This is a genomic window from Arthrobacter sp. Y3221160 (assembly GCF_059092585.1).
This window is the reverse complement of record NZ_JBNHHU010000001.1, coordinates 1-23,611: the sequence shown is the minus strand read 5'-3', so window position 1 is coordinate 23,611 and position 23,611 is coordinate 1. Positions and strand designations below refer to the sequence as shown.

Below are 23,611 nucleotides of genomic sequence, written 5' to 3'. Positions count from 1 at the left end.
ATACTGTACAGCATTTTTCCCTGCGTCATGACCACCGGGCGCCACCGCGGGCGGCGGGGCCGGGTCAGTGCTTGCGGGACCGCTTCTCGCGCACCCGCATGCTGACCTCGATCGGGGTGCCTTCAAAGCCGAATGTTTCACGCAGCCGGCGGGCAATGAAGCGGCGGTAGCCGGGGTCCAGGAAACCGGTGGTGAACAGCACGAACTTCGGCGGCCGTGAGGAAGCCTGCGTGCCGAACAGAATGCGCGGCTGCTTGCCGCCGCGTACCGGGTGCGGGTGGGCCGCGACCAGTTCGCCCAGGAAGGCGTTCAGGCGGCCGGTGGGGATGCGTTTGTCCCACGACTCGAGGGCACGGTCCAGCGCCGGGACCAGCCTGTCCTTGTGCCAGCCGGTCTTGGCCGAGATGTTCACCCGGGGCGCCCAGTCCACGTGGGCCAGGTCCTGCTCGATCTCGCGTTCGAGGTACCGGCGGCGGTCGTCGTCCAGCAGGTCCCACTTGTTGAAGGCAAGCACCAGGGCCCGGCCGGAATCGATGGCCAGCTGCAGGATGCGCACGTCCTGCTCGCTGAGCACCTCGTCCACGGCCAGCAGCACGACGGCGACCTCCGCCTTTTCGAGCGCGGCCTGCGTGCGGAGCGAAGCATAGAAGTCCGCGCCTTGCTGCATGTGCACGCGGCGGCGGATCCCGGCCGTGTCAACGAAGCGCCACGTCCGTCCGCCCAGTTCGATCATTTCGTCGACCGGATCGCGGGTGGTGCCGGCGATCGTGTCGACCACTACCCGCTCGCTCCCGGCCAGCTTGTTCAGCAGCGACGATTTGCCCACGTTCGGGCGGCCGATCAGGGCTACCCGCCGCGGGCCTCCCGTGCGCTCGAGTCCCCCGTAGGCAGAGAATTCGGGCAGCACCTCCAGGGCCGCATCGAGCATGTCGGCCGTTCCCCGGCCGTGCAGTGCCGACACGGGATAGGGCTCGCCGAAGCCGAGGCCCCACAGGGCCGCGGCTTCGGCTTCCTGGGCCAGGTCGTCCACCTTGTTGGCCACCAGGATGACCGGTTTCTTCTTGCGGCGCAGCATCTTTACCACGGCCTCATCCGTGGCCGTGGCCCCGACGTTGGCGTCGACGACCAGCAGGACGGCGTCGGCCATGTCCACCGCGATTTCGGCCTGGTCGGCGACGCGGGCGTGGATGCCGCGGGCGTCATGCTCCCAGCCGCCGGTGTCCACCAAGGTGAACGGGCGCCCGTTCCAGTGGGCCGAGTAGGAGACCCGGTCGCGGGTGACGCCGGGGGTGTCTTCGACGACTGCCTCGCGCCGGCCAATGATCCTGTTCACCAGCGTCGACTTGCCCACATTGGGCCGGCCGACGATGGCCAGCACCGGGGCCACCCGGAGCGGTTCGTCGTCGGGGACGGGTTCTCCTGCAGCCGCCAGCAGCGCGGCGTCCTCGTCGTCAAGGTCGTAATCGGCCAGGCCGGCGCGCAGCGACGCGGCGCGCAACTCGGCTTCGTCGTCATCGAGCTCAAGCATGTGCTCGGCGATCTGGTCCTCGCCCGCCGGACGGTATTCCTCGTCGGCCGGCCGATCCGCCGGGGAGGATCCGGGCTGGGTGTCACTCATCGTCTGTTCCTTCTGGGTAGGCAGCAAGCCGGTTGTCGTCGGGGGGCGTGGTTGGCCGGAAGCGGCTGCCCGGTGTTCGCCACGCTGTGCCGGACATAGCCGGACAACTGCCGGCGGATCTCTTCGGCTGCAGTGTCAATTGAAACACGCCCGGACGCCGAGGACCGCCTCCGGCAGGTCTGCGGGGAGCCGAATGCCGCGTGGAAAACGCGGCCGGGGCGAAGGATGGCATCCCGCTGCTCGCCGGTGATCCTGGCGCCGAGGACGGCCACCGGCACCACGGGGGCACCGCTGTTCAACGCCAGCCAGGCCACCCCCGGGCTGACGGCGGCGGCGGGTTCAGTGTGCGGCATGCCGGACGACGGCGAGCACCGCTTCGACGGTTTGTTCGAAATCCAGATCGGACGAATCCACCGTGAAGACGCCGTCGGCGGCCTCGGAAAAGTTCACCACGGTCGAGTCCTTGGCGTCGCGGGCCAGCACCTGCTCGTGCAGGTCGGCGTCGCTCTGCGTTCCGCCCAGCTGGAGGCCGCGCCGGCGCAGCCTCGCTTCTTCGCTGGCGGTCAGCAGCAGCCGCACCTCGGCGTCGGGAGCGACGACCGTGGTGATGTCGCGGCCCTCGGCAACGATCCGGCGGCCGGAGTCGGCGATGATCTGCTGCTGGCGCCGGACCAGCTCGGCCCGTGCCCCCAGCGTCGTGGCCACGGCGCTCACGGAGGCGGAGATTGACGGCTTGCGGATTTCGTCGGTGATGTCCGTGGAGCCGATGCGCACGTATTCGTCGTCCGGGTGGGTGCTGATCTGCAGGTCGACGTCCTTGCTGGCCTGTTCGACGGCCGCCGCATCCGCCAGGTCCACACCGGTGTTGACGCAGTACCAGGTCACGGCACGGTACATGGCGCCGGTGTCGAGGTAGGACGCGTGCAGCCGCCGTGCGGTTTCCTTGCTGACGGACGACTTGCCGGAGCCGGACGGCCCGTCGATGGCAACCACCAGCGCCTTGCCCTGCCGGTAACGAGCCATATCCACTTCCGCCGCGCTCATTGCACAACCTTCCATCCACGTGAGGTCAAGTAATCAATTAATTCGTGCCGCTTGCTGGGCAGCACGGCAAGCTCCGCCAGCCCCACCGGCTGGCCCGCCGAGTGCTCTAGGCGCAGGTCTTCCAGGTTGATGCCCACCTCGCCGATCTCGGTCAGCAGGCGGGCGATTTGGCCCGGAGTGTCGTCGACCAGGACGGTCAGCCACGCGAACGCCTGCGGCGGAGCGCCGTGCTTGCCGGGAATCCGCGCCTGGCCGGCGTTGCCTTCGCTGATCAGCTTGGCCATGTCCAACCGGGCGCCGTCGGCCTCGGGGTGCTCAAGCGTCCTGATCAGCCGTTCCAGGTCTTCGCGGACGCCATACAGGATGTCCACGAGCCGGGACGCGTTCGCGCCGAGGATCTGCACCCACAACGCCGGGTCGCTGGCCGCAATCCGGGTGACGTCGCGCAGGCCCTGGCCGGAAAGGGACAAGGCATGCGCCGGGGTGTCCTGCAGCCGGCTGGCCAGCAGCGAGGACATCACTTGCGGCAGGTGCGAGATCAACGCCACGGCGGCATCATGTTCGTCGGCCGACATGTGGGAGACCACCGCGCCCAGGTCGATCGCCAGCGCGTGCGCCGTCTTCACCGCCCCCGGCGAGGACAACTCCGACGGGCACAGGACCCACGGCATCGACGTGAAGAGCTCGCCGCGGGCGGCGACGGGGCCGGATTTTTCCCGCCCAGCCATCGGGTGGGTACCCACGTAGCGGCCCAGGTCCGCCTCCGCCAGGTCCGGGTCCTTGGCCAGCGCCTCGAAGACGGCCGTCTTGACGCTCGCGATATCCACGACGACGGCGTCCGGGTAGTCGCGCAGCGCGCGCGACACGACGGCGGCGGTGACGTCCGGGGGCGCCGCGACGACGACCAACTGGGGCTCCACCCTCTCGCCGGCAGGCAGGATCCGGCCGGCACCGATATCCTGCGCCACGGCCTGCGCCGACGGCGAGGGGTCCGAGAGCAGCACGTCGATGCCGCGGGCACGCAGGCCGAGCCCGATGCTGGCTCCGAGCAGCCCGGTTCCCATCACCAGGACCGGTCCGGACAGGTGGGTTGCCTGCGCGTGTGCCGGGTTCACCGGCTACATCCCCACCAGGGCCAGCAGGTGCCCTGCTTCCTGGCGGCCGAGGGCGCGGATGCTGCCCTGTCGCTGGTCGCCCAGCCGGATGGGGCCGAACTGGACCCGGACGAGCCGTTCCACGGGGTGGCCGACGGCGTCAAACAACCGCCGCACAACGCGGTTCTTGCCCGAATGCAGCACGACTTCCACCAGGACGTGTCCCGGCGTCGAGTCGACCAGCTTGAACGAATCGACCGAGGACACGCCGTCTTCCAGTTCGATCCCGGATTTCATCCGCGCCCCGACGCCGTGCGGCATCGGCCCGCGGACCTGCACCAGATACGTCTTGGGGACCTCGTAGGACGGATGGGTGAGGCGGTTGGCGAGTTCGCCGTCGTTGGTCAACAGCAGCAGGCCTTCGGTGGCCTGATCCAGCCGCCCCACATGGAACAGCCGCTGGCCCTGCTGCGGCTTGAGGTAGTCGCTGATGCAGGGGCGTCCCTCCGGATCCTCCATGGTGGAGACAACACCCTTTGGCTTGTTGAAGACCAGGTACGTCAGCGTTTCATCCATCTGGACGCGGATGCCGTCCACATGGATGACCGCGCGGGACGGGTCGACGCGCACGCCAAGTTCGCGCACGATCACGCCGTCCACCTCGACCCGGCCGGCCTGGATCAATTCCTCGCACACCCGCCGGGAGGCCACGCCCGCGCCGGCGAGCACCTTCTGCAGGCGCACGCCCTCGGGATCGTGCAGCTCGGAGGCCGCCCCCGCTCCCGCCCGCGAGGGACGGTCCGGGCGCCTGACCGGTCCGAGGTTCTGGCCGAACCGCTCCCGTCCGAAGGGCCGCGGCCCGGCGGGACGCTGCGGCTGCCCGCCGCGTGACTTGCCGGCACCGGCCTTGCCCGCAGCCTTGCCGCCGGTCTTGCCGCCGGCCGGTTTGGCCGGCTTTCCTTGGCCCGGGCCGGCCGTCGACGGCTTGCGGCTCCCGTGCTTGGCCGCACCGGGCTCGGCCGGGCCGCGGCGGGCACCGGGCTGACCCGTGCCGAACTCGTTGCGGCCCTGGTCCCGTCCGGCCGCCCCGGAGCGGCCGCCGCCCGGCTTGCCGGCACCGGTCCGGCCGGCGCCGCCGGTCCCCTGACCGGGCCGGCCACGTCCCTGGGCGGAACCGCCCTGGGGACGGCGCTCGGCATCGTCCGGACGGCGGCCGTCGCCGGGACGTTTTCCGCCGCGGGGGTTGTTCCGTCCGGAGCCGGAACGAGGCGGTTGTGTCATGGTGGATCCTTACCCGTGGAAACTACTGCAATGGTCTGCTGCTGCCGGAGGCCGGCAGCCTAGAGCGAAGCGTCGTCGTACTCGGACAGGTTTTCCAGTCCCGGCAGATGCGGGGCGATCTCCGGCAGTTCGCCGATGCTTCCTATCCCCAATCTTTCCAGAAAATAAGAGGTGGTCCGGTACAGGACGGCTCCGGTCTCCGGATCGGTGCCGGAATCCTCGATGAGGCCGCGCTGGGTGAGCGTGCGCACCACGGAATCAACATTGACCCCTCGGATCGCCGAAACCCGGGCCCGCGAGACCGGCTGCCGGTAGGCGATGACGGCCAGCGTCTCCAATGCGGCCTGGGTCAACCGGGCCGTCTGGCCTTCCAGCACGAAACGGGACACCAGCGGCGCGAAATCGCTGCGCGAGAAGATCCGCCAGCCGCCGGCGATGTGGCGCAACTCAAAGCCCCGCGGCTCCGCGGCGGGCCGCCCTTCGGAGGGGACTCCGCCGTCGTAATCGCGCTGCAGATCCAGCAGCAGCGCCTGGACGGTGCCCACCGGAAGGGCCAGCGCTGTGGCCAATTCCACATCGGTGGCCGGTTCGTCGATAACCATCAGGACCGCTTCCAACGCGGCCCGGGCACCGCCCGGCAACCGTTCCACATCGACCTCGGGCCCCGCCGTCTCCTCCTGCGGATCAGTCATCGCGTCCCTCCGTTGTGTCCGCGGCCGTGTCGGCGGCCGGGGCGTTGTCATATTCCTCGCTGAGGTTGGCGCCGGTCCATTCCGCGTCCGGCCCGGTCCAATGGACCGTCAACTCGCCGAGCGGCGCAACCTGGTCGAAGGCGATGACGCCGTCGCGGAACATCTCCAACAGCGCCAGGAAGCGGGCAACCACCACCAGCGCGCCGTCCGCGTCGTCGGTGAGCGCCCGGAACGTCAGGGGCGGGCCCGCCTGCAGTCGCGCACCAAGGATCGCCGCCTGCTCCTTCACGCTGACCGGCGGCGCGTGCAGGTGCGAGAGCCCGACCCGGGTCGGCGCGGGCTCCTTGGGCTCCAGGGCTTTGGCCGCAAGGGCGGCAAAGTTTGCCAGGGGCGTGCGCCAGACAAGCTCGGGCAGCAGCGCGGCGAACTGCGGCTCCAGCGCGACCTGCCGCGGGAATCGTTCGGCCTCCCGGGCCAGGCGCTGGCCGAGCAGGGCCGCGATTTCCTTGAAGGCCTTGTACTGCAGCAGCCGGGCGAAGAGCAGGTCCCGGGCCTCGAGCAGGGCGATGTCCTCGTCGTCCTCCACCTCGCCGGTGGGCAGCAGCCGGGCGGCCTTGAGGTCCAGCAGGGTCGCCGCGATGACGAGGAACTCGCTGGCTTCGTCCAGGGCCTTGTCGTTGCCGTCGGCCTGGAGGCGGCGGATGTAGGAGATGAACTCGTCCGTGACGCGGGCAAGCGCCACTTCGGTGATGTCCAGTTCGTGCTTGGAAATCAGTCCCAGCAACAAATCAAAAGGTCCGCTGAAGTTGTCCAGCGTGACGGCGAAGCCTGCCGGCTTCCGGTCGCCCTCCTGGTCCGGGACGTCGGGCACGGTGTCCTGCCCTGCCGGGAGGCCGCCTGCCGGCACCGTCCCCGCCGGCGCCGGCGTCATCAGGGGGCGCCGCCGCGGGCGATGAGCTCCTTGGCCAGGTCGCGGTAGGCGGTCGCGCCGGCGTGGTTGCCCGCGTAGCTGGTGATCGGTTCCGCGGCGACGGTGGCGTCGGCGAACTTGATGGTGCGCTTGATCACGGTTTCGAAGACCTTGTCGCCGAAGGCTTCCAGCAGCCGGCCGATGACCTCGCGGCTGTGCAGGGTGCGGGCGTCGTACATGGTGGCCAACACGCCGTCGATCTGCAGGCGCGGGTTCAGCCGGTCTTGGACCTTCTCGATGGTCTCCACCAACAGCGCCACTGCGCGCAGCGCGAAGAACTCGCAGATAAGGGGAATGATCACGCCGTGGGCCGCCGTGAGCGCGTTGACGGTCAGCAGGCCCAGCGAGGGCTGGCAGTCAATCAGGATCACGTCGTAGTCGTCCTCGACCTTGCGCAGCGCGTGGGCCAGGACCTGTTCGCGCGCCACCTCGTTGACCAGCTGCACTTCCGCGGCCGAGAGGTCAATGTTGGCCGGCAGCAGGTCGATGTTTTCCACGTCCGTGGGCTGGATGGCCTCGCGGATGTCGGTCTTGCGGTCCATCAGCACGTTGTAGACGGTCAGGTCCAGCTCATGCGGATTGGTGCCAAGCCCGGCCGACAGGGCGCCCTGCGGGTCGAAGTCGACCAGCAGGACCTTGCGGCCGACCTCGGCCAAGGCGGCGCCGAGGTTGATGGTGGACGTGGTCTTGCCGACGCCGCCCTTTTGGTTGACCATTGCCACGATGCGCGCGGGGCCGTGGGACGTCAGGACGGGCGGTTCAGGGAACTCGGTCAGCGGCCGCCCGGTCGGGCCCAGGACATCCTCGTCCGCTTGCCGCAGAGTGGTTGTCGAACCTTGTTCGCTGCTCACGTATCTAACCCAGCTTCCATCGTTTCGCTGCCGTTCTTCTTCCTGACAAGGTTACAGTGACCGCCCCGTTATCGATCGACAGGCCGCTGATGATCGGCGAGCCTTTAGCTTCAAGTAGAGGTCTAAGGTTCATCCTTCGCCGTCGGGGAATAAGGGCACGGCCGACGGCGGCGAGGAAGTGGCATGTATACAGAAGCGAGCATTTTCCGCGATGTGTGCTGCTTTTCCCGCAGCTGTGTATACACTAGCGCCATGAAGCAGAACTTGCGTGCCGGCGAACGGGCGTACTGGACGCTGCGCGAGGACATTGTGGAATGGCGGTTGCCCCCGGGCACGGTCCTGGCCGAGGTTGAGCAGGCCGCCCGGCTGGGCATCTCCCGCACGCCGCTCCGCGAGGCGCTGGGCCGGCTGACCGCCGAAGGGCTGGCCACGCCCCACACCGGACGCGGCGTCGTCGTCGCCGACGTTTCACTGGAGAACGTCACCGAGCTCTTCGAACTGCGCACGGCACTGGAGTGCCAGGCGACGGCCTTGGCCGCCAGGCGCGGGGAACCGGCCGAATTCCGGCGGCTGCAGCAGGAATTCCTCGCGGCGGCCGAGGCCATGCGCGGCGCCGTTCCGGACCCGCAGGCCTACTACCGGCTGGTCGGCCGGCTGGACGCCGCGGTGGACCACGCCGCCGCCAACACCTACCTCCGCCAGGCGATGGCCAACCTGCGCGTCCACTTGGTGAGGATCCGGCGGCTAGCACGGGACAACCCGGCCCGCCTGCTGGCCTCGGCGGCCGAACACGCCAACATCGCCGGCGCCATCGCCGACGGCGACAGCCAGGTGGCGGCCGCCGCCACCCGCATCCATCTTCACCAGAGCCTGGAACACTTCAAGACCACCGATCCGAAACACCGGACCGACCTGCCAGCCGAGAGGACATTCTGAATGACCGTCAACCATCATGTGCGCGTCTACCGCAGCGAAGAGAACCTGCCCCGCGAGGACCAGCTCGCCTACAAAATCGCCCGCGTGGCCACCGACCCGGTGGAGGTTTCCGCCGACGTGGCCGAGATGGTGATCAACCGGATCATCGACAACGCTTCGGTGGCCATTGCGTCGCTGAACCGCTCCCCCATTGTCGCCGCGCGTGCGCAGGCGCTAAGCCACCCGGTCTCCGGCGGCGGGGCCGGTGCCGGGGTCTTCGGCATCGCTGGGAAGACCTCCCCGGAATGGGCGGCCTGGGCCAACGGCGTGGCAGTGCGCGAACTGGATTACCACGACACGTTCCTGGCCGCCGACTACTCGCACCCGGGCGACAACATCCCGCCCATCCTCGCGGTGGCCCAGCACGTGGGCGCGAATGGCCGCGACCTGCTCCGCGGCATCGCCACCGGCTACGAAATCCAGGTGGACCTGGTCAAGGCCATCTGCCTGCACAAGCACAAGATCGATCACGTGGCCCATTTGGGCCCGTCGGCCGCGGCGGGCATCGGCACGCTGCTGGGCCTGGATACGGAGACCATCTTCCAGGCCGTGGGCCAGGCGCTGCATACGACGACGGCGACGCGCCAGTCGCGCAAGGGCGAGATCTCCACCTGGAAGGCGCACGCACCGGCCTTCGCGGGCAAGATGGCGGTGGAGGCAGTGGACCGGGCGATGCGCGGCCAGACCTCACCCGTGCCGATCTACGAGGGCGAGGACGGCGTCATCGCCTGGCTGCTGGACGGGCCGGACGCCTCCTACGACGTGCCGCTGCCGGCCCCGGGCGAGTCCAAGCGCGCCATCCTGGACACCTACACCAAGGAACACTCCGCCGAGTACCAGGCCCAGGCCTGGATCGACCTGGCCCGCAAGCTGCACCGTGAGCATCCGGAAGCCACCGACGCGGAGAACGTGAAGTCCGTCCTGATCAGGACCAGCCACCACACGCACTACGTGATCGGCTCCGGCGCGAACGATCCGCAGAAGTACAGCCCCACGGCGTCCCGCGAGACGCTGGACCACTCGATCCCGTATATCTTCGCCGTGGCCCTGCAGGACGGTGCCTGGCACCACGTTGATTCGTACGCCCCCGAACGGGCGGCCCGGCCGGACACCGTGGCGCTGTGGCAGAAGGTCAGCACCGAGGAAGACCCGGAGTGGACCCGCCGCTACCATTCGCTGGACATCGCCGAGAAGGCGTTCGGCGGCTCGGTGGAGATCACCCTGGCCGACGGAACGGTCATCGCCGACGAGATCGCCGTGGCCGATGCCCACCCGCTGGGCGCCCGCCCGTTCGCCCGGGAGCAGTACGTGAACAAGCTGCGGACCCTGGCCAAGGGCATCGTCGACGATGCCGAAATCGACCGGTTCCTGGCCGCCGTCGAGCGGTTGCCCGAACTGGCCGCCGGCGAGCTGGACCAGCTGAACCTCCGGGCGGCCGACGGCGTCATCGACCTCTCCGCCGGGCCGAAGGGGCTGTTCTAAATGCTCTACTCCGCGACAACACCCGAGCAGAAGCGCCGCACGCTGCGCGAGGGGCTGGCCTCCGGGAAGCTGCAGCAGTTCCCCGGAGCGTTCAATCCCCTCTCGGCCCGGCTGATCCAGGAGAAGGGGTTCGACGGCGTGTACATCTCCGGCGCCGTGCTGGCCAACGACCTGGGGCTGCCGGACATCGGGCTGACCACGCTGACCGAGGTCGCCACCCGGGCCGGGCAGGTCGCGCGGATGACCGACCTGCCGGCCCTGGTGGACGCCGACACCGGCTTCGGCGAGCCGATGAACGTGGCCCGCACGGTGCAGGAACTGGAGAACGCCGGCCTGGCCGGCTGCCACATCGAGGACCAGTTCAACCCCAAGCGCTGCGGCCACCTGGACGGCAAAAACGTGGTGGACCTGGAGACCGCCAGCAAGCGGATCCGCGCCGCCGCCGACGCCCGCCGGGACCCCAACTTCCTGATCATGGCGCGCACCGACATTCGGGCCGTGGACGGCCTGGCCGCTGCCCAGGACCGTGCCCGCGCCCTGGTCGACGCCGGCGCGGACGCCATCTTCCCCGAAGCCATGAGGACCCTGGAAGAATTCGCCGCCATCCGCGAAGCCGTCGACGTGCCGGTGCTGGCCAACATGACCGAGTTCGGCAAGAGCGACCTGTTCACCGCGGACCAACTGTCCTCCGTGGGTGTGAACATGGTGATCTATCCGGTGACCCTGCTGCGCAGCGCGATGGGCGCGGCCGAACGGACCCTCGACGCCATCAAGGCCGACGGGACCCAGCAGGCACAGGTAGGCGACATGCTCACCCGTGCGCGTTTGTACGAATTGGTGGATTATGAGGCGTATAACCAATTCGACACCTCTGTATTCAATTTCCACGTGCCCGGCCGGCACTGACCACAAGACATAGGAGTCGCCATGAGCACCGATGCATCAACCGAAGCACCGCAGATCCGCAAGGGGCTGGCCGGCGTCGTCGTCGACACCACGAAGATTTCCAAGGTCAACGCGGAGACGAACTCGCTGCTGTACCGCGGCTACCCGGTCCAGGATCTGGCCGCGCACTGCAGCTTCGAAGAAGTGGCCTACCTGCTGTGGAACTCGGAGCTGCCGGACGGCGACCAGTTGCGGGAGTTCACCGCGGCCGAACGCGGCGGACGCGCGCTGGACCCGGTGGTGAAATCGGTCATCGATGCCCTGCCGGCCGAGGCCCACCCGATGGATGTCTGCCGGACCGCCGCCAGCGTGATCGGGGCCCGGCACCCGCTGGCCGGGGATTCCTCTCCGGCGGCGAACATGTCCAAGGCCGTGGAGCTGCTGGCGGCCTTCCCGGCGGTCGTCGCCTACGACCAGCGCCGGCGCCGCGGCCAGGACCTGGTGGAACCGCGCGCGGACCTGGGCTACGCGGCGAACTTCCTGTGGATGTCCTTCGGTGAAGAGGCCGCGCCGGAAGTCGTGGACGCCTTCAACGTGTCGATGATCCTGTACGCGGAGCACTCGTTCAACGCGTCCACGTTCGCGGCGCGGGTGATCACCTCCACGCTCTCCGACCTGCACTCGGCCGTGACCGGTGCGATCGGCGCCCTGAAGGGCCCGCTGCACGGCGGAGCCAATGAGGCGGTCATGCACACCTTCGAGCAGATCGGGATCCGCCCTGACGAGCCCCGCGAGGAAGCCGCCGCACGCGCCCGGACCTGGATGGAACAGGCGCTGGCCCGGAAGCAGAAGGTGATGGGCTTCGGCCACCGGGTCTACAAGCACGGCGACTCCCGGGTGCCGACCATGAAGGCCGCGCTGGACAAGATGATCGAACACTATGGGCGGCCCGAAATACTCGGCCTCTATGATGGCCTGGAGCACGCGATGGCCGAGGCGAAGGACATCAAGCCGAACCTGGATTACCCCGCCGGCCCCACCTACCACCTGATGGGGTTCGACACCGAGATGTTCACCCCGCTGTTCGTGGCCAGCCGCATCACCGGCTGGACCGCGCACATCATGGAGCAGTTGGAGTCGAACTCGCTGATCCGGCCGCTCAGTGAATACAACGGGCCCGCCCAGCGGGAGCTGGGCCGCTAAAGCTGCCAGGCCACGCGGTGGCCGGTGTCGAGATTTTCGACGCCGGCCACCGTTTCGTTATCCGGCTGCATCAGCACCCGCAGCCGCGGCCGCTGCCCCGACAACGCCAGCGGCAGCCAGTGGCCGGCGTCCTGCCACATCTGCGCCAGCGGCAGCCGGTCCACCCGGTACCAGGCCGGCGCGATTTCCGCGGACTCTACCGGGACGCCTTCCCACCGCCGGGCCACGAAGAGCGCGGTGTCCATGTTCCACGCGGGAAGGGCCGGAAAATCGAAGAAGATCCGTCCGGCCTGCTCCAGCGCCTCCGGCCCCACGCGGACTCCGGTCTCTTCCTGCATCTCACGGCAGGCCGCGTCGTCGTCGCCCTCCCCCGGCTCCACTTTGCCGCCGACCCCCACGACCTTTCCGGTGCCGAACCCGGTCTTCTTCCGGCCGAGCAGGACGTAACGGCGCCCGGCTTCCTCCCGGAGCAGGAAACACAGGGCAACGGCGACAGTCATGGCAGCGAGTCTAGCCCGGCGCGACGGCGCCGACGGTGCGGTCCGGTGCAACCGGCCGGTGCCCGAGAGAGACGCCGGCGGGCGCGGGCGCGCGCGGAGCCGCCTTAGCTCCGGGCCCCCGGGAGACGCGTCAGCCCCGGGCCCGCGGATGCGCCGCCGCGTAAACTTCGCGGAGGGTATCGGCGGTGACCAGGGTGTAGATCTGCGTCGTGGTGACGGACGCGTGGCCCAGCAGCTCCTGCACCACCCGGACGTCCGCGCCGCCCTCCAGCAGGTGGGTGGCGAAGGAGTGCCGCAGGGTGTGCGGGGACACGGGCTGGGTGATCCCGGCCTTCTCCGCGGCGGTCTTCAAAATAGTCCAGGCGCTTTGGCGGCTCAGCCGGCCGCCGCGGACGTTCAGGAACAAGGCCGGTGTGCCGTGCCCCTTCGCGGCCAGAGCCGGACGTCCACGGACCAGGTACGCGTCCGCCGCCTGCGCGGCGAAGGAGCCCAGCGGCACCAGCCGCTCCTTGGATCCCTTGCCGAACAGGCGGACGACGGCGGGGCCGTCGCTCTGCGGTTCGACGCTGACATCGTCCACGTCCAGGCCGACGGCTTCACTGATCCGGGCGCCGGTCGCATACAGGAACTCCAAGAGCGCCCGGTCGCGCAGCCCGGTGGGGGTGTCTGCCCCCGCAGACTCCAGGATCCGCGTCACAGCGGCCACGGAAATCGCTTTCGGCAGGCGTTTGCCGGGCATCGGCGGGTGCACGTCAGTAGCGGGGTCGGTCTCCGTGACCCCTTCGAGCGTCCAGAACTTATGCAGCCCCCGAACGGCCACGATGGTACGCGCCGCGGACCTGACGCTCAGGGCGGCGGCGCCGTCGGACCCCTCGGTGATGGCCTGGGCGAAGGCCGTGACATCGTGCCGGGTCACCGCGGCCGGCTCCTCGACCGCGCGCGCCTGCAGGAACCGCAGGTAGCGGCCCAGGTCCCTGCGGTAGGCCGCCACGGTGTTGGCGGCCAGCCCGCGTTCCACCGCCATGTGCTGCAGGTAGTCGCCCGCGGCGCGGCCCAGCGGCGTGACGGTGAACTCGTCTCCTTTGGCGGACGGGGCCTGCACGGGCGCGATGACGAATCAGTCCCGGCCGGTTCCGGCGGCACCGTCCGGGCGCTGGCTGGGATGCTCCGGCCACGGCGCGTCGGCCGGTCGCAGGTCCTCGAAGCCGGTGGCGGCAGCGCGTGCGGCGGCAAGCACCCCGGTCACGGCCGACGGATTGTGCAGCCGTCCGGCCATGACCGCGTCCACCGCATCGTCCAGATCTACCCAGAGGTGCTCGATTTCGGCCTCCTCGTCGGTGCGCTGGTGCCGCTGCGCCTCAGGCACCTCGGAGAGGTCGCGGGCCAGGTAGATCCGGATCGCCTCACTGGAAGAGCCGGGCGAATTGAAAAAATCCACCAGCACGTTCCAGCGCCCGGCCACCAGGTCGGCTTCCTCGGCCAGTTCCCGCACCGCGGCATCGACGAAGTCCTCGCCGTCCACGTCCAGCAGGCCCGCCGGGATTTCCCACAGCGACATCCTGGTGGGCTGCCGGTACTGCCTCAGCAGCAGGACCCGGCCCTCTGTGTCCATCGCCAGGATGGCCACCGCCCCCGGATGTGCGATGTAGTCGCGCACCAACGTCTCGCCCGTGTCCGGGCCCAGCGTGAAGGTGTCGCTGACCACGTCCCAAATGCGTCCGCGGTAAACGGTTCGCCTGTCGACCAGCGGACGCGGGTCGGGGATGTCGGCAAAGGCCGCGGAGTGCGCCGACACTCAGGCTCCGGACTTTGCCGTGGCCTTGGCCTTGCCATGCTCCAGTGCGGCGGCGACGAGGCCGGCGAACAGCGGGTGCGGCCGTGTGGGGCGCGAACTGAGTTCCGGATGCGCCTGGGTGGAGACGTAGTACGGGTGCACGTCGCGGGGCAGTTCGACGAACTCCACGAGCTTGCCGTCCGGGGAGGTGCCGGAGAAAACCAGGCCCGCCGCGGCCAGCTGGTCGCGGTATTCGTTGTTGACCTCGTAACGGTGGCGGTGACGTTCGCTGACCTTGGTGCTGCCGTAGGTCTCCGCGACAACGGAACCGGACTGCAGGGCTGCCTCGTACAGGCCAAGGCGCATGGTGCCGCCCAGATCGCCCTTGCCGTCGACGATGTCCAGCTGCTCGGCCATGGTGGCGATCACCGGGTGCTTGGTGTCCGGATCAAACTCGGTGGACGAAGCGTCTTCCAGTCCCACGATGTTGCGGGCGTACTCCATCACCATCGACTGCAGGCCGAGGCATAGGCCCAGGGTGGGCAGCTTGTGTTCGCGGGCGTACCTGAGTGCGCCGAGTTTGCCCTCCAGGCCGCGGATGCCGAAGCCGCCGGGCACGCAGATGGCGTGCACGCCGTGGAGGGCGGCGGCTGCGCCTTCTTCGGTGGCGCAGTCGTCGGAGGGAACCCAACGGATCTTGACCTTGGTCTGGTTGGCGAAGCCGCCGGCGCGGAGCGCTTCGGTCACCGACAGGTAGGCGTCGGGCAGGTCGATGTATTTGCCGACCAGCGCCACCTCGACGTGGTGCTTCGGGTTGTGGACCGCCGACAGCAGCCGGTCCCACTTGGTCCAATTGACATCCTTGAACTTCAGGTCAAGGTGCTGCACGATGTACGCGTCCAGGTTCTGCGAGTGCAGGGTCTTGGGGATGTCGTAGATGCTCGGCGCATCCGGGCAGCCGATGACCGCGTCGATGTCCACATCGCACATGCGGCCGATCTTTTCCCGCATCGCCGCAGGGACTTCCCGGTCGGACCGGATCACGATGGCGTCCGGCTGGATGCCGATGGAGCGAAGCGCTGCGACGGAATGCTGTGTCGGTTTGGTCTTCAGCTCATGGGACGGGCCGATGTACGGCACCAGCGACACATGCAGGAAGAAGACGTTGTTGCGCCCGACATCCTGCCGGACCTGGCGGGCGGATTCGAGGAACGGCTGCGATTCGATATCGCCGACGGTGCCGCCGATCTCGGTGATGATCACGTCCGGAACCTTCTTGCCCGCGACAGGCTCGGCGGGCAGGCGCATGCGGCGCTTGATCTCGTCGGTGATGTGCGGGATGACCTGAACGGTGTCGCCGAGGTATTCGCCGCGGCGTTCCTTCGCGATCACGGTGGAGTACACCTGGCCGGTGGTCACGTTTGCCGAACCGTCCAGATTCTCGTCCAGGAACCGCTCGTAGTGTCCGATATCCAGATCGGTTTCAGCGCCGTCGTCCGTGACGAAGACTTCACCGTGCTGGAAGGGATTCATCGTGCCCGGATCCACGTTCAGGTAGGGATCGAGCTTTTGCATCGTCACGGAGAGGCCGCGGGCACGGAGCAGGTGGCCGAGGCTTGAAGCCGTCAGTCCCTTCCCGAGCGAGGACGCCACGCCGCCGGTGACAAAGATATGTTTGGTCGTCTTGGACGACTTGGAAAACCGGGAATTAGTTCGCTGCACCACGGAATTCGAGCCTATCACCTTTCTGGACGCCCTCGGATCTCAAGGCCGTTCCGACCGCTGCCGGGTGTGCGAACACACACCCGCCGGTCAACTGCTCCCCCGCCGGCGGCGGGGCTGGTCGTGCCTGTAGCCGATGCTACAGCGCCCTCGCTCCGTCGATGAGTTCCTGGGCGTGGGCGCGGGCGGAATGGGATTCTTCCTGGCCGGCGAGCATGCGGGCCAGTTCGGTCACCCGCTCTTCGTCGTCGAGCAACCGGACGTCACTGGCGGTCATCCCGCCGTCGTCCCCGCCGGCCGTCTTGATCACCCGGATGTGCTGGTCCGCGAAGGCCGCCACCTGCGGCAGGTGGGTCACCACTATGACCTGCACGTAGCGGCCCAGCATGGCCAGGCGGCGGCCGATCTCGACGGCCGCCTTGCCGCCGACGCCGGCATCCACCTCGTCGAAGACGAAGGTGGGCACGGGATCGACTTCCGCCAGCACCACTTCGATGGCAAGCATCACGCGGGACAGTTCACCGCCGGAGGCTCCCTTGCCCAGCGGACGCGGCGGGGCGCCCCGGTGCGGCTTGAGCAAGAACGTGATGACGTCGGCGCCGTGCACCGTCAGGGCGGGCGCCGGTTCGATATCGATCAGCAGTTCGGCCTCGGCCATGGCCAGCGCCGACAGTTCTGCGCCGACCCGGCGGCCGAGTTCGGTTGCGGCTTCACGCCGCAGCGCCGTCACCGCGGCTGACTGGATGGCCAGGGCGGAGTCCAGTTCGGCGATTTCCGCCTCCAACCGCTCGATCCGGCTGGAGTCGTCGGTCAGGTCTTCCAAGCGGGTGCGGGCCTGAACGGCCCACTCGAGCACTTCGTCGATGCTCGGCGCGTATTTGCGCACGAGCCGTGCCAGGTCGGCCCGGCGCGCTTCGACCTCCTCCAGCCGGCCCGGCCCCTCGCTGTCCAGCGATGCGCCGTAGCTCGCCAGCTCCGCGGCGACGTCGGCGAGGATGATGCCGACCTCGGCCAGCCGGGCCGCGGCGCGGCCCAATTCGGCGTCTTCGTCCTGGACCTGCTCCAGGGACCGCTTCGCCGCGTCGACCAGGGCCGTCGCGTCCGGGGAGTCGGTGTATTCCTCGGCCACGAGTGCCTGGTGCGCCAAGGTGGCAGCAGCGCGCAGTTCCTCGACGTTGGCCAGCTTCACGGCTTCGGCCTTCAACGCGTCGTCTTCACCGGGCTGGGGGTCCAGCCCGTCGATTTCCTCCAGGGCCTGCTGCAGCGCCTCGGCTTCGCGCAGGCGTTCGCGGGCCTCGGTACGCAGGGTCTCCAGTTCGGTGCTGGCTTCCTTCCAACGCGCGAATGATGCTGCATAACCGGACAGCGCCGTGGTGAGGGCTTCACCGGCAAACTTGTCCAGCGCTTCCCGCTGCGCCTGCTGGCTCTTGAGCCGCAGCTGGTCTGTTTGGCCGTGGACGGCCACCAGGTGGCCGCCGATCTCGGCCAGCGTTCCCACCGGCGCTCCCCGGCCGCCGACGTGCGCGCGGCTGCGGCCATCGGCGTTCACCGTCCGGGCGAGCATGAGTTCGGCTCCGCCGTCGAACTCGTCGATGTCAGCGCCCGCCTCGCCCGCGCGGGCCAGGGCAGGGCTTCCCGCGGCGAGCCGAACCACGGCCTCGGTCACGGCGTTGCGTGCCCCGGTCCGCACCGCCCCGGCGTCCGCGCGGGCTCCCAGCAGCAGGCCGAGCGCGGTGACCACCATGGTCTTGCCGGCTCCGGTCTCGCCCGTCACCACCGACAGGCCGGGCCCCAGCGGAAGCGTAGCCTCGGTGATCACACCGAGGTTGCGGATCCGGATTTCTTCGATCACTTCGGCGCCTCCTGGCTTGGCTGGGCGTATCGAGGTTCCACTGTCCGCACCGTAGGCAGGGACGAAGTCGGCGGCTGTTCTTCCGAGGGGCTGACGGGCCCGCGCCATCCCGACGTCGGTAGTTCGAACTTGCGGACCAAACGCTCCGAGAACGGCGTCCTCCGGGTCCGGGCCAGCCGCACGGGTTTGTTGGAGCGCGTCACTTCGATCCGGGAACCGGGCGGCAGCTCCAGGCTTCGGCGGCCGTCGCACCACAGGACGCCGTTGGCGTCGCTGCGGCTGAGCACTTCCACCGCCATGATCGAATCCGGGGCAACCACCAGCGGTTTGGCGAACAGCGCGTGGGCGCTGATCGGGGTCATCAGCAGGGCTTCCACCTGGGGCCAAACTACCGGGCCGCCCGCGGAGAAGGCGTAGGCAGTGGACCCCGTGGGGGTGGCCATGACCACGCCGTCGCAGCCGAACGAGCTGATGGGCAGGGCGTCGACCTCGACCACTACTTCCAGCATCCGCTGCCGGTCGCCTTTTTCCACCGCCGCCTCGTTCAGCGCCCAGGTATGGCCGATCTTGCGCTTGTCCAGCCACACCTGGACGTCAATGGTCAGGCGCTCCTCGACCGTGTATTCGCGGTTTACCACCCAGTGGACCGTCTGGGCCAGATCCGCCCGCTCGCTCTCGGCCAAAAAGCCGACGTGTCCGAGGTTGACACCCAGCAGGGGGACGTCCGATTCCCGGACCAGTTCAGCCGAGCGCAGGATGGTGCCGTCGCCGCCGAGGACCATGCCCAGATCAACGCCGTCCAGGCCGATGTCCTCGTCCAGTATTTCGGTGGGAACGGCCAGCTCGCCGTAGGTCTCCTGGAGGTGTCCGACCTCTTCCCGTCGCATGACCGGCACCAGGCCGGACGAGTGGAGTTGGGCGCAGGTTTCCTGGGCGGCCGCCAGGGCGTCTGCGCGCCCGGTGTGCGCGAGCACCAATATCCGCCGGCTCATCGCTCCACTCCCGGTTCCTGCCCTCTCGGTTCTTCCAACTGGTCCGGCCTCGCTTCCCGCTCCGGCGGGAAACCGGCCATGGCCGCGTCCACTGCCTCCTGCAGCACACTACCCGTTCTGCGCTCAGTGGCCCCCGGGGGAACACTTATCCACAGGAAATATTCGACGTTCCCGTCCTGGCCGGGAAGCGGGCTGGCCGCCAATCCGCGGATGTCCAGCCCCCGTTCCAACGCTGCGGCGACAACGTTGCGAACCGCCCGGTACCGTTCGGTGTTGGAACTGACGACGCCGCTGCGCGCCAGCCGCTCGCGGCCAACCTCGAACTGCGGCTTGACCATCAGCAGCAGATTCCCGGCCGGACGGGTCGCATCGGCCAACGGTCCGATGACCAGGGTGAGGGAGATGAACGACAGATCCGCGACGGTCAGGTCCACCGGGCCGCCGATCGCTGCCGGGTCGAGATACCGGACGTTCAGGCCTTCGAATACCCGGACCCTGCTGTCCGTACGAATCGCGTCGACGAGCTGGCCGTGTCCGACGTCCACGGCGACGACCTCCTGCGCGCCGGCACGCAGCAGTACATCGGTGAAGCCGCCGGTAGAAGCTCCGGCATCGAGGCAGCGCAGGCCCGCCGGATCGACTGCGGGGAAGGCCGCCAGTGCACCGGCAAGTTTGTGTCCGGCCCTGCTGACGTAGTCGGGGCCTCCGTCTGCGGCCACGGCCAGCTGGTCGTCCGGGCCGACGGCGGCCGCCGCCTTGGTCAGAACAGTTCCGGCACGGCTGACCCGCCCGGCCGCTATGAGCTTGGCTGCGTGGGTACGGGACCGTGCCAATCCGCGGGATACGAGCTCCTGGTCCAGTCTGGGCATAGGGCTCAATCAGCCTCGGTCTCCAGCTCGGCCAACAAATCGTCGTGGATCTGCTGGTACACCTGTTGGTGCCCGCGTACCGGAAGGTTTGGAATCCCGGCGAGGCCGGAGATGATCGCGTCGACCGGCTCGTCGGCCGTGGAGTCGCCGGGAACCGGCCACTGCGGCTGCATCCGGCCGCCGCTTTCCCCTGATTCTGGCAGGTCCAAGCTATCCTCCCTCGCGTCGGCGGCTGTACCCAACCGCATGAGCCAGTCTAATATCGGCCTTCAACCGGCAAGGTCAGGCGCGGCCGCGGACGCCTGGTGCGGATGGGCATCCCACCAGGCCGCGCAGGCAGCGCGCCAGGTGTCCACATCCTCCCGGCTGCCGGAGACATTCAGCTTCCCGTTTTCGACGGCGGCCACCGCAGCACCGCAGCGGAACCCCGAGCCGTCAGGGGTAACGGCAGGATAGGGCCGGTACAGTTCGGTCAGGCTGCCCAGCAGATACCGTGGCCGTTCCGCCGTGCGCGCGGCGAGGATCGTTTCGACCCCGTCGATGCCGGTCAAGACGACTGCCGTGTCCATGCCCGCGTTGTTGCCGCCCAGGATGTCCGTATCGAGCCGGTCCCCCACTACCAGCGGCCGGCGAGCCCCCAACGCCGCAGCCGCCGTCGTAAAAATGCCCGCTTCCGGCTTTCCTGCAACCAGGGGCACCGCGCCGGTGGCTGCCTGTACGGCCGCCACCAACGACCCGTTTCCGGGGGCGATGCCACGCTCTCGGGGAATGGTCAGGTCGGTGTTGGTGGCGATCCAGAGGGCGCCCGCGGCGACGGCGAATGATGCCTCCGCCAGGTCTTTCCAGCCCAGCTCCGGGTCGAACCCCTGGATCACGGCGACCGGGGCATCGAGGGCGGAACGGACCGGTACGAAGCCCTGGGCGGCTGTTTCGTCCGCCAGGGTCCGGCTACCCGTGACCAAGACCTTTGAGCCCGCCGGAACATGTCGGGCAAGCATCAGCGCACCGGCGCGTGCCGACCCGAAGACCTGGTCGGGGGTGGCCGGGGCACCGAGCTCGCGCAAATGAGCGGCCACCTGCGCCGCTGACCGCGACGCATTGTTGGTGATGTAGCCCAGCGCCGTCCGGGTCTCCGCGAGGCCCCTCAGTGCCTCGACGGCTCCGGGGATAGCCTGGTGCCCGGCGTAGACGACGCCGTCCAGGTCGGACAGCACGGCGTCGTAGCCGGAGATCAGGGGCTTACCCGTCATCGTCCCTGCTGGCCTGGGCGGACGCGGTGCCGGGAGCGCCGGTGTCTTCGACCTCCGTCGCAGCTGGAGCAGCCGCTTCATCGGAGCCGGCCGGAGAGTCAGCCGCAGGTTCACTTTCATCGTCGTCCGGCGCTGACTCTTCAGATTCGCCCGGCCCGGCCGTGTCGGCGTCGTTGATGAGACCCCGCACATCGGTAACGGGGCCAGCTTCGCGGCGGCCGTCATCCGGTTCCATCTCATCGCCGACCAAGTCGACAATCTCAGGCTCGGCAAAATCTCCCACGCCCAGGGCGTTTTCGGCCACCATCGCCTGGCGCCTCCATTGCTGTGCTTCCTCGCCGCGGTTAGCGGCATCCAAGGCGTCCGCGTACGCCCGGAAGAGCCGCGGGCTGTAGGAGAAGGCCCTGTTTCGGTCCAGTTGCGGAATCTCCAAGGCCGCAACCGCCGCGTCGTACTGCTCCAGGTCGGAGCGGGCGCCGGAGGCCACAATCGCCAGTTCCACCTTGCCCGCCGTATCCAGTGTTGCGGCGTCTTCTGACCGCGTCAGCTCCAGCGCCCTGTCCGGCCGCCCGAGGCCACGTTCGCAGTCGGCCATGATCGGCAGGTGCTCATTGGAGCCGCTGATGCGACGGAAGGTGCGGAACTCCCTGAGGGCTTCACCGTAGTGACCGGCCGCGTATGCGGTCAGGCCGACGGCCTCTCGCACCGGAGCCATGCGCCCGCCCCTGCGGCTGGCCGCCAGGGCGTGCTGGAAGGCAAGTTCCGGTTCCTCGTCCAGCAGTCGTCCGGCCATCACCAGGTGCTTGGCGACCCACTCAGCGTTCTTGGATTCCAAGGTCCGCAGCTGCGCGCGCGTGACGCGGTCCAGCTCGGCACCCGTGACGTCGGGGTCAATCTCGGGTGAACGCGGGCGGTCGACCCGGTTGGAACTGCGCAGGTCTCCGGCATTGTGATCAGGTGCTCCGCCGGCGCGGTCGAACGACCTGCCACCGCCGTCGTGGCGGGGACGGTCGCCGCGGTCCTGGCGGGGGCGGTCTCCGAAGTCCCGACGCTCTCCACGATCCTGACGCGGCCGGTCATCGCGCGAGCGGAAACCACCGGCACCGCCAGACGCGCTGCCACGATCCTGACGCGGCCTGTCATCGCGCGAACGGAAACCACCGGCACCGCCAGACGCGCTGCCACGATCCTGACGAGGACGATCACCAAAGTCCCGACGCTCACGATCTTGGCGGGGACGATCATCGCGCGAACGGAAACCGCCGCCGGACGAGCTGCCGCCACGATCCTGACCCTGCCGATCACCAAAGTCCCGACGCTCACCACGATCCTGACGCGGACGGTCACCAAAGTCCCGACGCTCACCACGATCCTGACGCGGCCGATCATCCCGCGAACGGAAACCACCCGCACCACCAGACGCGCTGCCACGATCCTGACGAGGACGGTCATCCCGCGAACGGAAACCACCCGCACCACCAGACGCGCTGCCACGATCCTGACGCGGCCGATCACCAAAGTCCCGACGCTCACCACGATCCTGACCCGGCCGATCATCCCGCGAACGGAAACCACCGCCGGACGCGCTGCCACGATCCTGACGCGGCCGATCACCAAAGTCCCGACGCTCACCACGATCCTGACCCGGCCGATCATCCCGCGAACGGAAACCGCCGCCGGACGCGCTGCCACGATCCTGACGAGGACGATCACCAAAGTCCCGACGCTCACCACGATCCTGACGCGGCCGATCCTCGCGTGAACGGAAACCACCCGCGCCACCGGAACCGCCGCTGCGCCGGTCCTGGTTGTCGGGGCGCTTTCTATCGCCGCCCTCGGTGGAGCGCTCGGCTCCCGACCGGTTGCCAAAGTTGCCTCTGCCTGCACCCCTGTCGTCTCGTCCTTCACGACCCCGGAAATCAGCCATGCCGGAACTCCTCTCAGTGCGGGCCAAGGTCGAACCAGCCAACCACAGCCGTCAAAATCTCTATGAAATGCGTGTCTTGTTGTGGGCGCAATCATCTGTGGCGCGCCCGTACCATCGATCCATTCTAGTCCAGCCGACTGTTCTGCCAGTTGCAGACAACCGCCGTAGGACTGTGACTCCACTAACGAACCGGCATCGTGGTTAAACGCGGGAAGGCCCCGCCATCGTTGGCGGGGCCTTCCCGTGTTCAAAGAATGTCCGGCGGCGACCTACTCTCCCACACCCTCCCGAGTGCAGTACCATCGGCGCTGTGGGCCTTAGCTTCCGGGTTCGGAATGGGACCGGGCGTTTCCCCCACGCTATGACCGCCGTAACCCTTCGTGCGCGCCCGCCCCGGTGGGGGTTGGCGGCAAACCTGTTGGTTACAAGCTTGTGCTTGGAACTGTATTCAATTGTTTGTTCCCTGTGCGACAACGGTTGTTGTCTGGGAACCACATAGCGGACGCGTAGCATGTTTTGATCACCCACCCCCAGGGGGTGGTGTGGTGTAAGTTGTCGGACTATTAGTACCGGTCAGCTTCACGAGTCTTTCGTCCTCGCTTCCACATCCGGCCTATCAACCCAGTGGTC

The 23,611-nt window shown here is 68.6% G+C and carries 22 protein-coding genes and 1 rRNA gene; 5 read left to right on the top strand and 18 right to left on the bottom strand.

From position 1 onward, the window contains the following. Positions 1-64: 64 nt before the first annotated feature. The 7 genes from der to AC5RWG_RS00085 all read right to left on the bottom strand — a co-directional run bounded on the left by der (position 65) and on the right by AC5RWG_RS00085 (position 7,550). The gene (gene der, locus AC5RWG_RS00115) at positions 65-1,618 is read right to left on the bottom strand and encodes a ribosome biogenesis GTPase Der (RefSeq protein ID WP_494023258.1); all 1,554 of its coding nucleotides are present in this window, start codon (positions 1,616-1,618) and stop codon (positions 65-67) included. A gap of 339 nt (positions 1,619-1,957) precedes the next feature. Continuing rightward, the gene (gene cmk / locus AC5RWG_RS00110; protein ID WP_493999441.1) at positions 1,958-2,662 is read right to left on the bottom strand and encodes a (d)CMP kinase; all 705 of its coding nucleotides are present in this window, start codon (positions 2,660-2,662) and stop codon (positions 1,958-1,960) included. Continuing rightward, positions 2,659-3,726, bottom strand: a complete 1,068-nt coding sequence (locus AC5RWG_RS00105; RefSeq protein ID WP_494167079.1) for a prephenate dehydrogenase — start codon at positions 3,724-3,726, stop codon at positions 2,659-2,661. Before AC5RWG_RS00105 ends, cmk begins: the two co-directional genes overlap by 4 nt. Positions 3,727-3,780: 54 nt before the next feature. Next, on the bottom strand, positions 3,781-5,037 hold the full coding sequence (locus AC5RWG_RS00100; RefSeq protein ID WP_494166201.1) for a pseudouridine synthase: 1,257 nt from the start codon (positions 5,035-5,037) through the stop codon (positions 3,781-3,783). A gap of 59 nt (positions 5,038-5,096) precedes the next feature. Then, the gene (scpB, locus tag AC5RWG_RS00095; RefSeq protein WP_493999439.1) at positions 5,097-5,729 is read right to left on the bottom strand and encodes an SMC-Scp complex subunit ScpB; all 633 of its coding nucleotides are present in this window, start codon (positions 5,727-5,729) and stop codon (positions 5,097-5,099) included. Further along, entirely contained in the window at positions 5,722-6,660 is a 939-nt protein-coding gene (locus AC5RWG_RS00090; RefSeq protein WP_494166200.1) for a segregation and condensation protein A, read from the bottom strand. Before AC5RWG_RS00090 ends, scpB begins: the two co-directional genes overlap by 8 nt. Next, entirely contained in the window at positions 6,660-7,550 is an 891-nt protein-coding gene (locus AC5RWG_RS00085) for a ParA family protein (protein ID WP_493999437.1), read from the bottom strand. Before AC5RWG_RS00085 ends, AC5RWG_RS00090 begins: the two co-directional genes overlap by 1 nt. A gap of 264 nt (positions 7,551-7,814) precedes the next feature. On the opposite strand from AC5RWG_RS00085, the gene AC5RWG_RS00080 reads away from it, so the two are divergent. Genes AC5RWG_RS00080 through AC5RWG_RS00065 form a run of 4 tightly spaced genes read left to right on the top strand, consistent with a single transcriptional unit; the run spans position 7,815 to position 12,095 of the window. Further along, entirely contained in the window at positions 7,815-8,486 is a 672-nt protein-coding gene (locus tag AC5RWG_RS00080) for a GntR family transcriptional regulator (protein WP_494001237.1), read from the top strand. Beyond that, a complete protein-coding gene (locus AC5RWG_RS00075) occupies positions 8,487-10,007 on the top strand; it encodes an MmgE/PrpD family protein (RefSeq protein WP_494128977.1) in 1,521 nt (506 codons plus the stop codon). It begins immediately after the preceding gene. Next, positions 10,008-10,913, top strand: coding sequence for a methylisocitrate lyase (prpB, locus tag AC5RWG_RS00070; RefSeq protein ID WP_494128976.1), 906 nt, complete (start codon positions 10,008-10,010; stop codon positions 10,911-10,913). 21 nt (positions 10,914-10,934) lie between these two features. After that, a complete protein-coding gene (locus tag AC5RWG_RS00065; RefSeq protein ID WP_494013790.1) occupies positions 10,935-12,095 on the top strand; it encodes a bifunctional 2-methylcitrate synthase/citrate synthase in 1,161 nt (386 codons plus the stop codon). Here the strand turns inward: AC5RWG_RS00065 and AC5RWG_RS00060 are convergent. The 10 genes from AC5RWG_RS00060 to AC5RWG_RS00015 form a co-directional block, all read right to left on the bottom strand. Further along, positions 12,092-12,595, bottom strand: coding sequence for an 8-oxo-dGTP diphosphatase (locus tag AC5RWG_RS00060; protein WP_494128975.1), 504 nt, complete (start codon positions 12,593-12,595; stop codon positions 12,092-12,094). The genes AC5RWG_RS00065 and AC5RWG_RS00060 overlap by 4 nt on opposite strands. Before the next feature lie 130 nt (positions 12,596-12,725). Continuing rightward, on the bottom strand, positions 12,726-13,697 hold the full coding sequence (gene xerD, locus AC5RWG_RS00055) for a site-specific tyrosine recombinase XerD (protein WP_494166199.1): 972 nt from the start codon (positions 13,695-13,697) through the stop codon (positions 12,726-12,728). Positions 13,698-13,712: 15 nt separating this feature from the next. Beyond that, the gene (locus tag AC5RWG_RS00050) at positions 13,713-14,390 is read right to left on the bottom strand and encodes an NUDIX domain-containing protein (RefSeq protein ID WP_494166198.1); all 678 of its coding nucleotides are present in this window, start codon (positions 14,388-14,390) and stop codon (positions 13,713-13,715) included. Then, a complete protein-coding gene (pyrG, locus tag AC5RWG_RS00045; protein WP_494166197.1) occupies positions 14,391-16,112 on the bottom strand; it encodes a CTP synthase in 1,722 nt (573 codons plus the stop codon). 118 nt (positions 16,113-16,230) lie between these two features. Further along, positions 16,231-17,943: a DNA repair protein RecN gene (recN, locus tag AC5RWG_RS00040; RefSeq protein WP_494166196.1), complete on the bottom strand. Its 1,713-nt coding sequence runs from the start codon at positions 17,941-17,943 to the stop codon at positions 16,231-16,233. Then, positions 17,940-18,935, bottom strand: a complete 996-nt coding sequence (locus tag AC5RWG_RS00035; protein WP_493999429.1) for an NAD kinase — start codon at positions 18,933-18,935, stop codon at positions 17,940-17,942. Before AC5RWG_RS00035 ends, recN begins: the two co-directional genes overlap by 4 nt. Further along, positions 18,932-19,804 carry a TlyA family RNA methyltransferase gene (locus AC5RWG_RS00030; RefSeq protein WP_494166195.1) on the bottom strand — a complete coding sequence of 291 codons (873 nt, stop codon included), beginning with the start codon at positions 19,802-19,804 and terminating at the stop codon, positions 18,932-18,934. Before AC5RWG_RS00030 ends, AC5RWG_RS00035 begins: the two co-directional genes overlap by 4 nt. 5 nt (positions 19,805-19,809) lie before the next feature. Beyond that, the gene (locus AC5RWG_RS00025) at positions 19,810-20,013 is read right to left on the bottom strand and encodes a hypothetical protein (protein ID WP_493999427.1); all 204 of its coding nucleotides are present in this window, start codon (positions 20,011-20,013) and stop codon (positions 19,810-19,812) included. 60 nt (positions 20,014-20,073) lie between these two features. After that, the gene (locus tag AC5RWG_RS00020; protein WP_494166194.1) at positions 20,074-21,054 is read right to left on the bottom strand and encodes an HAD-IIA family hydrolase; all 981 of its coding nucleotides are present in this window, start codon (positions 21,052-21,054) and stop codon (positions 20,074-20,076) included. After that, positions 21,044-21,889, bottom strand: coding sequence for a hypothetical protein (locus AC5RWG_RS00015; RefSeq protein WP_494166193.1), 846 nt, complete (start codon positions 21,887-21,889; stop codon positions 21,044-21,046). Before AC5RWG_RS00015 ends, AC5RWG_RS00020 begins: the two co-directional genes overlap by 11 nt. 162 nt (positions 21,890-22,051) lie before the next feature. Here AC5RWG_RS00015 and AC5RWG_RS00010 point away from each other — a divergent pair, with 162 nt between their 5' ends. Next, positions 22,052-22,816, top strand: a complete 765-nt coding sequence (locus AC5RWG_RS00010; protein WP_494166192.1) for a hypothetical protein — start codon at positions 22,052-22,054, stop codon at positions 22,814-22,816. 421 nt (positions 22,817-23,237) lie between these two features. Here AC5RWG_RS00010 and rrf read toward each other — a convergent pair. Continuing rightward, a 5S ribosomal RNA gene (rrf, locus tag AC5RWG_RS00005) occupies positions 23,238-23,354 on the bottom strand. Between the last annotated feature and the right edge of the window lie 257 nt (positions 23,355-23,611).

Excerpts from the sequence above, each read along its gene's own strand:
- der (WP_494023258.1), bottom strand. The coding sequence starts at position 1,618 with ATGAGTGACACCCAGCCCGGATCCTCCCCGGCGGATCGGCCGGCCGAC.
- cmk (WP_493999441.1), bottom strand. The coding sequence starts at position 2,662 with ATGAGCGCGGCGGAAGTGGATATGGCTCGTTACCGGCAGGGCAAGGCG.
- AC5RWG_RS00105 (WP_494167079.1), bottom strand. The coding sequence starts at position 3,726 with ATGGGAACCGGGCTGCTCGGAGCCAGCATCGGGCTCGGCCTGCGTGCC.
- AC5RWG_RS00100 (WP_494166201.1), bottom strand. The coding sequence starts at position 5,037 with ATGACACAACCGCCTCGTTCCGGCTCCGGACGGAACAACCCCCGCGGC.
- scpB (WP_493999439.1), bottom strand. The coding sequence starts at position 5,729 with ATGACTGATCCGCAGGAGGAGACGGCGGGGCCCGAGGTCGATGTGGAA.
- AC5RWG_RS00090 (WP_494166200.1), bottom strand. The coding sequence starts at position 6,660 with ATGACGCCGGCGCCGGCGGGGACGGTGCCGGCAGGCGGCCTCCCGGCA.
- AC5RWG_RS00075 (WP_494128977.1), top strand. The coding sequence starts at position 8,487 with ATGACCGTCAACCATCATGTGCGCGTCTACCGCAGCGAAGAGAACCTG.
- prpB (WP_494128976.1), top strand. The coding sequence starts at position 10,008 with ATGCTCTACTCCGCGACAACACCCGAGCAGAAGCGCCGCACGCTGCGC.
- AC5RWG_RS00065 (WP_494013790.1), top strand. The coding sequence starts at position 10,935 with ATGAGCACCGATGCATCAACCGAAGCACCGCAGATCCGCAAGGGGCTG.
- AC5RWG_RS00060 (WP_494128975.1), bottom strand. The coding sequence starts at position 12,595 with ATGACTGTCGCCGTTGCCCTGTGTTTCCTGCTCCGGGAGGAAGCCGGG.
- AC5RWG_RS00035 (WP_493999429.1), bottom strand. The coding sequence starts at position 18,935 with ATGAGCCGGCGGATATTGGTGCTCGCGCACACCGGGCGCGCAGACGCC.
- AC5RWG_RS00030 (WP_494166195.1), bottom strand. The coding sequence starts at position 19,804 with ATGCCCAGACTGGACCAGGAGCTCGTATCCCGCGGATTGGCACGGTCC.
- AC5RWG_RS00020 (WP_494166194.1), bottom strand. The coding sequence starts at position 21,054 with ATGACGGGTAAGCCCCTGATCTCCGGCTACGACGCCGTGCTGTCCGAC.